Below are 13591 nucleotides of genomic sequence, written 5' to 3' on the forward strand. Positions count from 1 at the left end.
CCCGTCCCACCGCTCGCACCATGATCAAGTGATGAAAAGTAGCTTTGAGCGCCGTTCCTGACCTATTTTTCATCACTTGATCAACGGATCGCACGGCGGTTGGTCGTACCCTTGCCGCGGTGACGTCCGATTTGTTGCGCCGTGCCCTCACCGCACCCGCGGACCCGCCGCTACGGCCCCTGCCCGACCAGGCCGTCGCCCTACTGGAGGCCCTGCACGCGCCGCCGCGCCTCGCCGCGCACCTGCGGGCCGTGCACGACGTGGCCGCGCAGCTCACCGACGCGATGGCGAACCGGTTCCCGCAACTCCCGTTCGACAGCGAGGCGGTGCTCTTCGGCGCCGCCACCCACGACATCGGCAAGGTCCGGCATCCGGAGGAGTTGTCCGGGCCCGGGTCCGCGCACGAGCCCGCCGGTTACGAGTTGCTGCTTCAGCACGGCGTCGCCGAGGCCTCGGCCCGCTTCGCGCGCGACCACGCGTCCTGGCACCGGGACGGCATCGGCGTTGACGACCTGCTGGTCAGCGTGGCCGACAAGGTGTGGAAGGGAAAGCGGGTCACCGACTGGAAGAGCTGCTCGTGGACCGGCTTGCCGACGCCACCGGCCGCGAGCGCTGGTCGGTCTTCCTCGACCTGGATGACATCCTCGACCGGATCGCCGCCGACGCGGACCGTCGACTCGCCTTCCAGGCGACCCATCCGGTCCGCGGCTGACACCGGTCAGCGGCTCGCCGGACCCGTTCCCGCCGTTCGGCGTGGTGTGGAAGCGGTAGGAGTTTCGTCGGGTGGCGTCGACCGGCGGCGGATCGTGGCCACCACCACGGCGGTCAGGCAGATCGCCGCGGCGGCCATGAGCGGCGGGCGGGCGCCGAGGTGGACGGCCGCGGAGCCGAGCGGGATCGCGACGACGAGTGGTCCGAACATCGCGGTGTTGGCCGTTGCGGAGACCCGGCCCAGCAGCGCCGACGGCGTGTGGGTCTGCACGGCGGTCACCGCCGCGACCAGGGTCCAGGGCAGCCCGACGCCGGCCACCATCGCCCCGACGACGGTGGCCGGCCACCACGGCAGGCAGCGCGCCAGGCAGCCGATCGCGAACAGCGCCGTCCCGGCGACACCGACGGCACCGGGACCTCTCGCCGCGATGAGCCGGCCGACGATCAGGCCACCGAGAATGGAACCGGCGCCCTGCGCGCTGGCCAGCACACCCAGGAACGTCGTCGGCAGGCGCAGCTCGGTGACGACGATCGCGTAGATTCCCGCGGTCGTAAGGCCGGACATGGCGATCGACACCGCGGCGAGCACGACCGGCAGTCGGGTCGCTCGCTGTCCGAACAGGACCACCAATCCGGTACGCGGCCCGTCGCCACGTTCGGTGGGCCGGTCGGTGGGCGTCCGGTCCAGGCGAAGGAGCGCGTACAGGGTGGCGACCAGGACCGGCATTGCCGCACTGAGGGCGGCGGCAGCGTGGCCGCCCCGCCACGCGTAGAGGCCGGCCCCGGCCAGGGGAGCGACGAGCTTCATGCCCTCCTGCGCGCTGGAGCGCCACCCGTTGACGTCGCCGAGTTCGGCTGGCGCGAGTGCCGACGGCAGCAGCGCCGTCTCGCCGGCGTCGATCAGCACGTAGCTGACGCCGTAGGCGCACGAGACGGCGAAGATGAGCCAGGTCTGCCCCGCCCCGCGCACCGCGAGGAGCGCCAGCAGGGAGGCTGCCAGCACGAGGTTGACGGCGATGACCAGCGGTCGCCGGGGTGCCCGGTCGAGCAGACCGCCCAGCCACGGGCCGGCGAGCACCGGGGCGTAGACGCAGAGCCCGGCGAGGGCGGCGAGGCTGGTGGAGCCGGTGAGGTCCAGGATCCAGATGCCGGCGACCAGGGACATGGCGCTGCTGCCGAAGCCGGACAGCAGGGAGATCGCCACGAACAGGCAGGCGTTGCGACGCATGAGCACTCCGAGTTGAGTCGAGGTGACTCATCCTCAAGCTTGAGCGATGTGCAGGCAATGCCGCTGTGTAATGTCAACGATCCATTGACAGGGCGAGGTTGATCTTCGTTGCGGCGCTCCGGGCGGGCGCTGGCAGTCGCTCACCCGCTTCGGCGAGATCGGTGGCGAGGAGCACTGCCAACGCGTGCAGCGAGCCCGGGGCGGCGTCCAAGGCGGCGTCCACCGTGCTCCGGACGAGCGCAGCCCGACGAAATCGGCTGTCCCACCGCTGATCGGCGCCGATCCACCGGCCGAGATCGGCCACCGCCGCCCGCAACGCCGCGATCTGCGCAGGCATCCGCAGGTCGAGCTGCTGCCGCCGCGACCACCGCGCCGCCACCAGTCGTTGTCGACGTTGCTCGGCGGCCTGCCGGCTGCCGAGGCCGAGGGCGGTCGCGATCTGGGCCCACGTCGCACCGTCGTGGCGCGCGCGGTCGATGATCTCCAGCTCCTGCTCGTCCAGGCGGGCGCGGGCAGCGCGGACCTCCGCCAACCGAGCCAGCCCCGACGTCATCTGTCAACGTTACATTGACACTGGCCGGTCCTCGGCGGTGATCGTCCTGGGAGCGCGGACCATGAACACGTCCACCGGATCCTCGGTGTCGACTGCGAAACCGTGCCGCTCGTACAGCCTTCGGGCCCGGCTGCCCCGCAGCACGTTCAGCCGCACCGGCGTGCCGGCGCTGTCGCACCGCTCCAGCAGCTCGCGCAGCACCGCCGTGCCGATGCCGCTGCCCTGTAGCCGCGGGGCCAGGTAGAAGTGCTCCAGCCAGTGGGCGTCCGCGTCGGGCCGCAGCGCCACGCAGCCGGCGAACGCGCCGCCCACCTCGACGACCCAGCTGTACGCCGGTGCGAAACCGTCCCGCAGGCGCTGCCGCACCCGCTGTTCGTCGTACCGCCCGAGCCGCTCCAGATCGGCCCGCAGCACCACCGCCCGCAACTCGGCCACCGCCTCGACGTCCGCCGCCGAGGCAGGCCGAAGCTCCCAGTCCTTCATGATCAATAAGTTAGCGCGGCCCGGCGCTCTGGCGTTGGCGCAGCCCCGCGACGAGGAGTTCGACCATGCGACGCGCGTCGTAGCGGGGTTGACCAGCGCCGATGCAGAGATTGCCGACACCGCGCAGCAACTCGAAGGCTGTCACGTCGGGGCGGATCTCGCCCGCTGCGGCAGCGGCGTCTAGCAGTTGGGCGCACACCGGCACGAGGCGGTCCAGGAAGTAGGCGTGCAGCGTCTCGAAGGCCGCGTTGTCGGACTGCAGCGCCTCGGCGAGGCCGTGCTTCGTGACCAGGAAGTCGACGAAGAGGTTGATCCATTGCGCGAGTGCGGCATGCGGTGTGTCGCTGTCGGCCAGCAGTGTCGGGCCGGCCTGCGCGCATGCCTCGACCTGGTGCCGGTAGACGGCGACGATGAGGTCGGCGCGGGTCGGGAAGTGGCGGTAGATGGTGCCCACACCGACGCCGGCCCTGGCGGCGATGTCGCGTACCGGCGCGTCCACGCCCGCGCTGACGAAGGCCGCGGCGGCGGCGTCCAGCAGCGTCGCTTCGTTGCGCCGGGCGTCGGCCCGCTTCCGCGGGCTCGGCCGTCCTGATCCGCTGTCGATGTCGGCCACCGCGCCGTTACCCCCGTCACTCGCCTTGGCAAACGGAACGCTGTTCCGTATTGTTCTTAGCGGAACATGGTTCCACTTGTTCAGGATGCCAGAGCCTGTGGGCCAGCGCCACATCACCCTTCAGTGGAGGAACAGCCATGCAGTACCGCACCCTGGGGCGCACCGGCGTCCAGGTCAGCACCCTCGTGCTCGGCGCGATGAACTTCGGCAAGCTGGGACACACCAGCCAGCGCGAGGCGACGGCGATCGTCGACGCCGCGCTGGAGGCCGGAATCAACCTGATCGACACCGCCGACATGTACAGCCAGGGCGAGTCCGAGCAGATGGTCGGCACTGCCATCGCCGGCCGTCGCGACGACATCGTGCTGGCCACGAAGGCCGGCATGCCGATGGGCGACGAGCGCAATCAGCGGGGCAGCTCGCGCCGCTGGCTGGTCACCGAGTTGGACAACAGCCTGCGCCGTCTCGGCGTCGACCACGTCGACCTCTACCAGATCCACCGGTGGGACCCGACCACCAGCGACGAGGAGACCCTGTCGGCGCTGACCGACCTGCAACGGGCGGGAAAGATCCGCTACTTCGGTTCCTCGACCTTCCCCGCGTACCGCATCGTGCAGGCCGAGTGGGCCGCGCGGGAGCACCACCTGAGCCGGTACGTCACGGAGCAGCCCAGCTACTCGATCCTGCAACGAGGGATCGAGGCCCACGTCCTGCCAGTGACCGAGCAGTACGGGCTGGGCGTGCTGGCCTGGAGTCCGCTCGCCTCGGGCTGGCTCTCCGGCGCGATCCGCGCCGGCCGGGAGATCACCACCAGCCGCTCAGCGATCCTGCCCGCCCGCTTCGACCTCAGCGTCCCGGCCAACCAGGCCCGGCTCGACGCCGTCGAGCGGCTGGCCACCGTCGCCGACGAGGCGGGGCTCACCCTGATCCAACTCGCACTCGGGTTCGTCACCGCGCACCCGGCCGTGACCAGCGCGATCATCGGCCCCCGCACCATCGACCACCTGCACGCCCAACTCGCCGCCGCGGACACCGTGCTCCCGGCCGACGTGCTGGACGCGATCGACGCCATCGTCGCACCGGGGGTCGATCTTGCCGCCGACGAGAAGTTCGACACCCCGCCCGCCCTGCTCGACCCGGCGCGGCGGCGTCGCTGAGCCTTCGGGTGCGGTGGTCGGCGCCAGTGGTCCCCTAGGATGAGACCCATGAGCGCTGAGGCTGTCGGCATGCACATGCCAGCCGTTGTGACGCTCGACGACGTGGCGGCGATGAACGCTGCCGATCCGAACGGTCACCGCTACGAGACCAGCCCCGAGGGGGTCCTGTCGGTCATGCCGCCGCCAGATTCGGAACACGCCATGATCGCTAGTCGCCTCTTCGCCTGGCTGATCGTGGCGGGGTGGCCCGCCGAGCAGGTGCTTCAGGCAGTCGGTGTGCGCATCTCCGGACCGGACGGTGACGGTGGTCGTATCCCTGATGTGAGTGTCTGGCGTAAGCCGCCCTCCCGCAGCGTCTGGGCCACGGTCACCGACGTCGTACTCGTCGTGGAGATCGTCTCGCCGGGCTCCGAGGCGATGGACTCGGTGACCAAGGTCCGGGAGTACGCGTCGGCGGGGATCCCGCAGTACTGGGTGGTCGATCGGGACGCCGCGCAGACGGTCACCCTGCACCGGCTGAACGGGGATGGCACCTACGAGGCGCAGGCACGGATGCCGCTGGCCTGGCTGCTCCAGACCGCCCCCGCCGACCATCTCGACTGAACGCCGGCATCGGCAGCCCCGGCCTGTCGTATCGTTCCGGGATGGTGCAGCCGGTGTGGGCGAACGGTGACGCGTACGAGGCGTACGTGGGTCGGTGGAGCCGCCTGGTCGCTGTGGACTTCCTGCGCGGGTTGGCCGTTGCGCCGGGGCGGCACTGGCTCGACGTGGGCAGCGGCACCGGAGCGCTGACCTCGACGATCCTCACCCACAACGATCCGGCCGAGATAACCGGCATCGACCCGTCGGAGGGTTTCGTCGCGGTCGCGCGTACCCGGGTCACCGACCCCCGGGCGGCCTTCCAGGTCGGTGACGCCCGGGCGCTGCCGCTGCCCGATCGCGTCGCGGACGTGGTGGTCAGCGGATTGACGCTCAACTTCGTGCCGGAGCCCGCGCGGGCGGTGGCGGAGTTCGCCCGGGTGGTCCGGCCGGCCGGGGTGGTGGCCGCCTACGTGTGGGACTACGCCGAGGGGATGGCGATGATGCGGCACTTCTGGGCCGCCGCCGCACAGCTCGACCCGACCTCGATCGAGCGGGACGAGGGCAGACGCACCACTGTGGGCCAGCCCGACACGCTCCGCACGCTGTGGGAGCGGGCCGGATTGCGGGACGTGTCGGTCTGGCCGGTCGACGTACCGACGACCTTCACCGACTTCGCCGACTACTGGACGCCGTTCCTCGGCGGTCAGGGGTCGGCGCCGGGGTACGTCGCGACGTTGGCCGAATCCGACCGGGCCGCGCTGCGCGAGTCGCTGGCCACGCGGCTGCCGGTCGAGCCGGACGGGTCGATCCGGCTCACCGCGCGGGCCTGGGCCGTGCGCGGGACGCCGCCCGAGTAACCGTCGCGCCGCACCCTTCCGGGCCCTTGTCGCAATTCGGACAAGACGGTAAAGCCCCTGGTAGAGCACCCTTGGGGCAGGTGGAGGTAGACGGGTGGCGGGCCACATCCCGATCCTCCGGCCCGGTGGGGACAACATCGTCCGCACCGGTGCCGCCCTCACCCAGCCCGGCCTCGAAGCCGTGGCGGTCACGGCACAGCCGCCGTGCCGATCGCGCGTACGACAGGGCGTGGCTGTCACCGACACCCCTGCGGGCGCCCGCAGCGGTGCCTCCGCCCATCGGGACAGGGACGTCTGCACCACAGGCAGTCAGGCAGCGCCGTCCGCCGGTAGTGCCTATCGTCCCCGTGCCCCGCCGGCCTTTCGCACTGTGGACCCCGCCGGGGTCCGGCGTAGCTCGACCGCGCGCCGAGACCCGGCGACCGAGCAAGAAAGGGCCCGACATGGCCGCTCCCACGGCAACCGCAGCCTTGAACGCATCCGTCTTCGCGCCGGGTGACCAGATGCTGCTGACCGTCACCTACTCAGACGCCGACACCAAACCGCTGACCGTCACCATCGTGGTCACCGACGCGCAGGGCAACAGCAGCGCGCCGGTCAAGGTCACGGCGGTCATCGACCCGCTCACCGTGACCGTCACCGACAACTCCGGACGTACCTGGACCCGGGTTTCCGACAACGGCTCCGTGGCCGTGTATCGGTCGGTGGCGTGATGCCCCGGGTAACCGTCCAGGTCCGCGACGCCGCCGGCAACACCGCGACGGCCGCCGCCGACTACAGCCTGGGCCAACCCGTGCTCGGCGGCTACTACCTCTCCGGCGGCGCCGACCCGACTGCCGACATGGCCGGCGGCAACTTCCGGTCACTCACCCAGTACCGCAGCCTCGCCGACGGCTTTATCTTCCCCGGCTACAACCGGCCCTGGTTGGTCAATCTGGGCAAGGCCGGTGTGCAGATGAACATGGTCCTGGAGTTGAAGCACTACGGCACCCAGAATCAGGGGTCGCAGAGCTTCACGGTGGACGGCGCCACCTACACGGTGCCGCCGCCATCGATGACCATCCAGCAGCGAGCCGGTACGACCTGGCCGAAGGCGTACGGGTACGACCAGGTGCTCAAGGGGCAGTGTGACGGGTTGTTCGCCCGCGCACTGTCGCAGTACCGGACGCTCGGCTTCGGGGTGAACATCCAGCTCGCCTCGGAGTTGGACACCGACCACGAGTTCGGCACCACCGAGAACGGCAAGGCGTACACCTGGGCCGAGTCGGACGCCCGGGCGGTGCAGGCGATGAACTACATCGTCACGTGGTTCAAGGCACGGACGCTGCCGGCCGGGACGACCTTCTCGGTGGGGCTGGGCGGCTTCGACCGGGCCTGCTTCCAGCGCACCCACCCGGAGTCGCTGATGTCCCGCCTCGACTATCTCCAGTGGAACGCGTACGGCACCAACGCCAGCCACACGGCGCTGGCCCGGTTTCGTCGTACCAAGGACTGGGCGGTCGCGGATCTCGGCCCGGTGGCGCTGTCCCGACCGGTGATCATCGCCGAATGGGGGGTCAGGTCGGCCGAGATCCCGGACCAGGCGGCCTGGATCGCCACAGTGCCGGCGGCGATCGCCCAGCTCAACGCCGAGCGTGGGCCACGGATCGTGCGCACCAACTACTTCAACTCCGGGTGGGGCACCCTGACGCCGAAGGCGGTCGGGTTGGCCGCGCTCCGCGAGGCGTACGCCAAGCGGCCGTACGTCTGACCGGGTTCCGGCGGCTCCGGGCTCCGGGGCCGCCGGAACCGCGCCGGTCAGCCCTCACCGAGCCGTTCGGCGTACGCGTCGCGCAGCTCGGGCCAGCCGTGGTCCTTGGCCTCCGCGCCGCGGATCGGGCCGACCGGGGCGCCGTCGAGCAGCCGGTCGGCCACGTCGAGGCAGAGGTGCCAGCCGGCCGCGACCATCGGCAGCATGCCCCGGTCGGCGACTGTGTGCCGAAGGGTGAGCCGGGTGCCGCTGCCCAGCGGGCTCAGCTCCCAGCGCAGCAGGTCGTCGCCCCAGGTGTACTCCAGCAGGTGCGGCGGCTCGGCCCGGCGTACCGTCGCCGGGTCCTCCTGGGTGGTCTCGCCGTCGACGAGGGTGAGCACGGCCGCGCCGGCGTTGCCGAGATCGCGGTCGGCGAGGAACGGCGCCCACTGCGCGAGCTGGGCCGGGTCGGTCAGTGCCGCCCAGACGGTGGCTGGCGGATGCCGCAGGTCGCGGACGAAGACCAGTGTCGCGCCGGCGTCGGTGGGCTCGGCGCGCACGTCGGCGGGTGGGCTCGGGCGGAACGCGTCGCGGTCCATTCACTGCTCCTGACTGTCGAGGTGCCGTTCCAGGGCGTCAAGGTGTCGGGCCCAGAGCCGTCGGTACGGGTCGAGCCAGCCGTCGACGTCCCGCAGCGGGCCGGGGTCGAGGCGGTAGATCCGCTGTCGGGCTGCTGTCCGGCAGGTGACGAAGCCGGCGTCGCGAAGCACCCGCAGGTGTTTGGAGACGGCTGGCTGGCTGACCCCGAGCCCGTCGACCAACTCGCCGACGCTGCGTTCGGCGTCGAGGAGCTGATCGAGGATCCGGCGCCGGGTGGGCTCGGCGAGGACCGTGAAGGCGTCGGTGGACACCTGCCCAATATGCCTTCTCCGTCATATGACTGTCAAAGCATACGACTACAGCCGCCGTCCCGACGCGGTACCACCGATCGGCTCCCTATGCTCGGATCATGGAACTTCGGATCTTCACCGAGCCCCAGCAGGGCGCCAGCTACGACCAGTTGCTCACCGTCGCCCGCTGCGCGGAGGACGCCGGCTACGGCGCGTTCTTCCGGTCCGACCACTACCTGATGATGGGCGACGTGAGCGGTGAGCCCGGCCCCACCGACGCGTGGACCACCCTCGCCGGCCTGGCCCGGGAGACCAGCCGCATCCGGCTCGGCACGCTGATGACCGCCGCCACCTTCCGGCTGCCCGGCCCGCTGGCGATCACAGTGGCGCAGGTCGACCAGATGAGCGGCGGCCGGGTGGAGCTGGGCATCGGCACCGGCTGGTACGCCGAGGAGCACAGCGCGTACGGCATCCCCTTCCCGCCGCTGGCCGAGCGGTTCGACCGGCTGGAGGAGCAGCTCGCCGTCATCACCGGGCTCTGGGCCACGCCTACGGGGGAGCGGTTCGACCACGACGGCCGGTACTACCCGGTCCGTGACTCGCCCGCCCTGCCCAAGCCCGTGCAGCAGCCGCGTCCACCGATCCTGCTCGGCGGGACAGGCCCGAAGCGCACGCCCCGGCTGGCCGCCCGCTACGCGGACGAGTTCAACCTGCCGTTCGCCTCGGTGCCGGACACTGCGGCGCAGTTCGACAGGGTCCGCGCGGCCTGCGTCGAGATCGGCCGGGACCCGGCCGGGATGGTCTGGTCCAACGCGCTGGTGCTCTGCTGCGGACGCGACGACGCCGAGGTGGCCCGCCGGGCCGCCGTCATCGGCCGGGACCCGGACGAGCTGCGCGCCAACGGTCTGGCCGGGACGCCCGCTGAGGTGCTGGACACCATCGGCCGGTACGCGGAGATCGGCAGTGAGCGGCTCTACCTCCAGGTGCTGGACCTCAGCGATCTGGAGCACCTGGAGCTGGTCGCCAGCGAGGTGATGGCGAAGCTCTGAGTCAGCCCGATGGCGGTGGGACGACGCCGCCGGTCAGGCGCGGTGCGTGCCCGTCCCGACCGCGTTCGGGTCGCCCAGCACCGTGTCCAGCCGCCCGTCGCGGTCACTGTCCACGTAGGTGATGTCCGGGATCCCGTCACCGTCCACGTCGATCTGGACGACGTCGGCGACGCCGTCACCGTCGAGGTCGGTGACCACCTCCACCGAGCCGTCCAGGTGACGGGTCACGATCGACTGTGCGCCACCGGCGCGCGGCGGCGGGCCGGGTGCCGGCACCGGCGTCGGGGCGGGCGCCGGTGCCGGTGTCGGTCGAGGACCGGGAGTGGGCGACGGGTGGCTCGGAAACCCGCCGGCCGGCGGCGCGCTGGCCTGCTCGACCTCGGTGCCGGTGGGGTCCAGCTCCTCCTCGGAGGGGAAGACGTCACCTCGTGCGGCCGGATCGCGGTAGCTACTCATGGGCGTAGGGTTCCCCGACGACGACGAGAACAACCGTGCCCGATCGACCGGTGTCCCTGGTGCCCGGTCTGGCGGAAGATGTCGGGACCGACGCCACGGTCATGAAACGGGGGTCCGAGCGTGGAACTGCGCCGGAATCGGGGGGCCCGTGTGCTCGCCCTGGTGTGCGTACTCGGTGGAGTGCTGCTGTTGGTCTATCCCAGCGACGGCGCCCTGCTACGGACGATCATCGCGGTGGGGGCGATCGCGCTCGGCGCGGTGGCGCTGGTCAGCGCGATGCGGCCGTTCCGATTCGGGATCCACGCGGACGGGCTCACCATCCGGCGGCCGGGCCTGCGTCGGGAGATCGGGTGGGCCGAGGTGGACGTGCTGGTCCTCGACGAGCCGCCCCGGCGCGACGGCCATCCGGAGCCGCCGCGACTGCTGATGGTGCCGGTGCAGGGTGTGCCGCGTGAGCTGGTGACCGCCCGCCACCCGCTCGACGGCCGAGCGGCAGTCGAGTTGCTCGTCCTCGACCAGGTCCGTGAGCAGCCCGAGCAGGTGTCGGCCGCGCTCACCCGCTATGCCGGCGACCGGTTCGTCGACCTGCTCGCGGTGCGCCGCGCCGCCTTCGAGGCACCGGAGCTTACGGTCGGCCTGCGTGGCTACCAGATGGACCGGGTCGACCGGTTGATCCGACGCGGCCAGGACGCGCTGATGACCGGGGACACGTCAGCCCGGCAGGCGGCCCGGGGAGAGATCGAACGCGCCACCACTGCCGGTCTGCCGATCGCCCAACGTGGTTACAGCACATTCCAGACGGATACCGTTCTGGACGCCCTCGTCACCGCGTTGGCCGACCACCAGAGCACCGATCGGGAGACCGCCACATGACCGCGCAGGGATCGCACGCCGCGTCGGCCACCGACGTTCCGCGCCGCAACTGGGCCGGCAACGTGCAGTACGCCGCGAAGGCGTTCCACAGCCCCACCTCAGTCGACGAACTGCGGCGGCTCGTCGCCGGCAGCAACCGGATCCGGGCGGTGGGCAGCGGGCACTCCTTCAACCGTCTCGGCGACACCGACGGTGACCTGGTCAGCCTCGCCGGCTTGCCCCCGGTCGTCGAGGTGGACCACGAGCGGGGGCAGGTCACAGTGAGCGGCGCGCTGCGCTACGGCGACGTCGCCCGACAACTGCACACCCAGGGGTACGCGGTGGCGAACCTCGCCTCACTGCCGCACATCTCGGTGGCCGGCGCGGTGGCCACCGCCACCCACGGCTCCGGCCAGACCCACGGCAACCTGGCCAGCGCGGTCGCCGGCCTGGAACTGGTCACCGCCGACGGCGATCTGCTCCGGGTCGACCGCGGCACCGACACGTTCGCCGGCATGGTGGTCGGGCTCGGCGCGCTCGGCCTGGTCACCCGGATCACGCTGGACGTCGTGCCGACCTTCGCGCTGCGCCAGTACGTACGCCTCGACCTGGACCGGACGGCGTTGGACGAGGCACTCGGCTCGGCGTACAGCGTGAGTGTCTTCACCGACTTCCGTGAGCCCCGGCTGCGCGAGGTGTGGCGCAAGCAGTTGGCCGACCAGCCGCCACCCCCTGCGGACTGGCTGGGCACCACAGCCGCCGACCAGCCCCGGCACCCGGTGCTCGGGATGCCGGCGGAGAACTGCACCCCGCAGCTCGGCGAGCCGGGCCCGTGGCACGAGCGGCTGCCGCACTTCAAGCTCGGCTTCACCCCGAGCAGCGGCGACGAACTGCAGTCCGAGTACCACGTCGCGCGGACGGCGGCGGCCGACGCGCTCGCCGCGCTGGACGACCTGGCGGACCTGATCGCCCCGGTGCTGCTGGTGTCCGAGCTGCGCACGGTGGCGGCCGACGAGCTGTGGCTCAGCCCGAACTACCGGCGGGACAGCTTCGTGCTGCACTTCACCTGGGTCGACGACACCGCTGCGGTGCTGCCGGTGGTGGCCGCCGTGGAGGAGCGGCTGGCGCCCTTCGCGCCCCGCCCACACTGGGGCAAGGTCTTCGTCACCGACCCGGCCGAGCTGTCCGCCCGCTACCCGCGCTACGCCGACTTCGCCGCCCTCCTGACCAACCTGGACCCAAAGGCCAAGTTCCACACCGACGCCCTGGACCGCTACTTCCCCCGCTGACCGCCCTGGCCAACCAGGGTGCTGCGTTGGACAGCGCGGCTGATGTCGCTGGGGGAGACGATCCCGGTCAGGTGGCCGTTTTCGGTCACCACGAGGGCGCGGCCGTCGGCGCACTCGGAGAGTCGGGGGAGCAGGTCGTTGAGCTGTTCACCGGGCTGGGCCAGCACCAGTTCGTCGGCTCGACAGGCCACCTCGGCCAGCGTGGTCGACGCCCGCCGCTCCGGCGGCACGCCCCGCACCCGGTCGACGGTGACCAGGCCGGTCGGTCGGCCGTCCTCGGTCAGCGGCAGCGCCGAATGCCGGTACGCGAACAGGTAGTGGTCGACGAAGTCCGCGACAGTCATCTGCGCCGAGGCGGTCTGCGGCTGCGGGGTCATCACATCGCCCACCCGAATCCCGCGCAGCGCGTTGCCGGTGCGGGCCTGACGCTCCTCCATCCCGGCCGCCCCGATCAGGAACCAGCCGATCAGCGCCAACCAGAGCCCACCGAAACCGACCCCGGACAGGAACTGCCACAACCCCAGGCCGATCAGCAGCACACCCAGCACCCAGCCGGCCCGGGCGGCGACCACTGACGCTCGGGTCCGGTCACCGGTGGCCTTCCAGACAGCGGCACGCAGCAACCGACCACCGTCCAGGGGCGCGGCCGGCAGCACGTTGAAGACGGCCAGCAGCACGTTGATCCCCGCCAGCCAGGCCACCGCCCCGAACAGCAGCCCGCCCTGCCCGGCCAGCGCGAGCAGCGCCGCGATGGCACCGAAGAACGCCCCGATCAACAGGCTGACGAGCGGGCCGACGCCCGCTATCCGCAACTCCGCGCCCGGGTCACGCGGCTCGCCCCGCAACTCGGCCACACCGCCGAACAGCCACAGCGTGATGCCGTCGACCTCCAGCCCGTTGCGCTTGGCCACCACCGCGTGCGACACCTCGTGGGCGAGCAGGCCGACGAAGAAGACCACCGCCGCGGCCAGCCCGGCAAGCGTGTACGCCACCGGCGAGCGGTCGGGGTACGAACGGGGGAACTGGTTCGCGGCCAACCCCCACGCGATCAACGCGAAGATGACCAGCACGCTCCAGTTGACGCCGACCGGCACTCCCGCGACCCGGCCAAGCCGGAAACTGGCCCTCATCCCAGGCTCATA

At 71.5% G+C, this 13591-nt stretch carries 17 protein-coding genes and 1 pseudogene; 10 read left to right on the forward strand and 8 right to left on the reverse strand.

What is annotated here, in order from left to right; translation table 11 throughout:
- Nucleotides 1-284: 284 nt before the first annotated feature.
- Both AB0K35_RS28600 and AB0K35_RS28605 read left to right on the forward strand, forming a co-directional pair.
- Nucleotides 285-479, forward strand: a pseudogene (locus AB0K35_RS28600) (HD domain-containing protein); the annotation flags it as partial.
- A gap of 98 nt (nucleotides 480-577) precedes the next feature.
- Nucleotides 578-712, forward strand: coding sequence for a hypothetical protein (locus AB0K35_RS28605; RefSeq protein WP_363889273.1), 135 nt, complete (start codon nucleotides 578-580; stop codon nucleotides 710-712).
- 6 nt (nucleotides 713-718) lie between these two features.
- Here AB0K35_RS28605 and AB0K35_RS28610 read toward each other — a convergent pair whose 3' ends face one another.
- From AB0K35_RS28610 to AB0K35_RS28625, 4 genes are all read right to left on the reverse strand, one after another.
- On the reverse strand, nucleotides 719-1939 hold the full coding sequence (locus tag AB0K35_RS28610; RefSeq protein ID WP_363889276.1) for an MFS transporter: 1221 nt from the start codon (nucleotides 1937-1939) through the stop codon (nucleotides 719-721).
- A gap of 73 nt (nucleotides 1940-2012) precedes the next feature.
- Entirely contained in the window at nucleotides 2013-2492 is a 480-nt protein-coding gene (locus tag AB0K35_RS28615; protein WP_238670119.1) for a hypothetical protein, read from the reverse strand.
- 9 nt (nucleotides 2493-2501) lie between these two features.
- Complete coding sequence (locus AB0K35_RS28620) at nucleotides 2502-2975, reverse strand: GNAT family N-acetyltransferase (RefSeq protein ID WP_363889279.1); 474 nt, start codon at nucleotides 2973-2975, stop codon at nucleotides 2502-2504.
- 10 nt (nucleotides 2976-2985) lie between these two features.
- Nucleotides 2986-3579, reverse strand: coding sequence for a TetR/AcrR family transcriptional regulator (locus AB0K35_RS28625; RefSeq protein WP_238670407.1), 594 nt, complete (start codon nucleotides 3577-3579; stop codon nucleotides 2986-2988).
- A gap of 146 nt (nucleotides 3580-3725) precedes the next feature.
- Here AB0K35_RS28625 and AB0K35_RS28630 point away from each other — a divergent pair, with 146 nt between their 5' ends.
- The 5 genes from AB0K35_RS28630 to AB0K35_RS28650 all read left to right on the forward strand — a co-directional run bounded on the left by AB0K35_RS28630 (nucleotide 3726) and on the right by AB0K35_RS28650 (nucleotide 7934).
- Entirely contained in the window at nucleotides 3726-4745 is a 1020-nt protein-coding gene (locus AB0K35_RS28630) for an aldo/keto reductase (protein WP_357361818.1), read from the forward strand.
- Nucleotides 4746-4793: 48 nt separating this feature from the next.
- On the forward strand, nucleotides 4794-5348 hold the full coding sequence (locus tag AB0K35_RS28635; RefSeq protein ID WP_238670116.1) for a Uma2 family endonuclease: 555 nt from the start codon (nucleotides 4794-4796) through the stop codon (nucleotides 5346-5348).
- 41 nt (nucleotides 5349-5389) lie between these two features.
- Complete coding sequence (locus AB0K35_RS28640) at nucleotides 5390-6184, forward strand: methyltransferase domain-containing protein (protein ID WP_363889283.1); 795 nt, start codon at nucleotides 5390-5392, stop codon at nucleotides 6182-6184.
- A gap of 443 nt (nucleotides 6185-6627) precedes the next feature.
- On the forward strand, nucleotides 6628-6897 hold the full coding sequence (locus AB0K35_RS28645) for a hypothetical protein (RefSeq protein WP_124859437.1): 270 nt from the start codon (nucleotides 6628-6630) through the stop codon (nucleotides 6895-6897).
- Nucleotides 6897-7934, forward strand: a complete 1038-nt coding sequence (locus AB0K35_RS28650; RefSeq protein WP_238670114.1) for a hypothetical protein — start codon at nucleotides 6897-6899, stop codon at nucleotides 7932-7934. The genes AB0K35_RS28645 and AB0K35_RS28650 overlap by 1 nt, the downstream gene beginning before the upstream one ends.
- Nucleotides 7935-7981: 47 nt before the next feature.
- Here the strand turns inward: AB0K35_RS28650 and AB0K35_RS28655 are convergent, their stop codons facing one another.
- Entirely contained in the window at nucleotides 7982-8512 is a 531-nt protein-coding gene (locus AB0K35_RS28655) for an SRPBCC family protein (RefSeq protein WP_363889287.1), read from the reverse strand.
- The gene (locus AB0K35_RS28660; protein WP_238670112.1) at nucleotides 8513-8824 is read right to left on the reverse strand and encodes a metalloregulator ArsR/SmtB family transcription factor; all 312 of its coding nucleotides are present in this window, start codon (nucleotides 8822-8824) and stop codon (nucleotides 8513-8515) included.
- A gap of 98 nt (nucleotides 8825-8922) precedes the next feature.
- Here AB0K35_RS28660 and AB0K35_RS28665 point away from each other — a divergent pair, with 98 nt between their 5' ends.
- Nucleotides 8923-9852: an LLM class F420-dependent oxidoreductase gene (locus tag AB0K35_RS28665; RefSeq protein ID WP_238670111.1), complete on the forward strand. Its 930-nt coding sequence runs from the start codon at nucleotides 8923-8925 to the stop codon at nucleotides 9850-9852.
- A 33-nt stretch (nucleotides 9853-9885) separates the two neighbouring features.
- Here the strand turns inward: AB0K35_RS28665 and AB0K35_RS28670 are convergent, their stop codons facing one another.
- Nucleotides 9886-10308 (reverse strand): hypothetical protein, encoded by a 423-nt coding sequence (locus AB0K35_RS28670; protein WP_238670110.1) that lies wholly within the window; start codon nucleotides 10306-10308, stop codon nucleotides 9886-9888.
- A gap of 150 nt (nucleotides 10309-10458) precedes the next feature.
- Between AB0K35_RS28670 and AB0K35_RS28675 the strand changes: the two genes are divergently transcribed.
- On the forward strand, nucleotides 10459-11181 hold the full coding sequence (locus AB0K35_RS28675; RefSeq protein WP_238670109.1) for a hypothetical protein: 723 nt from the start codon (nucleotides 10459-10461) through the stop codon (nucleotides 11179-11181).
- On the forward strand, nucleotides 11178-12449 hold the full coding sequence (locus AB0K35_RS28680; RefSeq protein WP_238670108.1) for an FAD-binding protein: 1272 nt from the start codon (nucleotides 11178-11180) through the stop codon (nucleotides 12447-12449). Before AB0K35_RS28675 ends, AB0K35_RS28680 begins: the two co-directional genes overlap by 4 nt.
- Here the strand turns inward: AB0K35_RS28680 and AB0K35_RS28685 are convergent.
- On the reverse strand, nucleotides 12434-13579 hold the full coding sequence (locus AB0K35_RS28685) for a site-2 protease family protein (RefSeq protein ID WP_238670107.1): 1146 nt from the start codon (nucleotides 13577-13579) through the stop codon (nucleotides 12434-12436). The genes AB0K35_RS28680 and AB0K35_RS28685 overlap by 16 nt on opposite strands.
- Between the last annotated feature and the right edge of the window lie 12 nt (nucleotides 13580-13591).

It is taken from the genome of Micromonospora sp. NPDC053740, from assembly GCF_040677775.1.
GTDB lineage: Bacteria > Actinomycetota > Actinomycetes > Mycobacteriales > Micromonosporaceae > Micromonospora > Micromonospora alfalfae.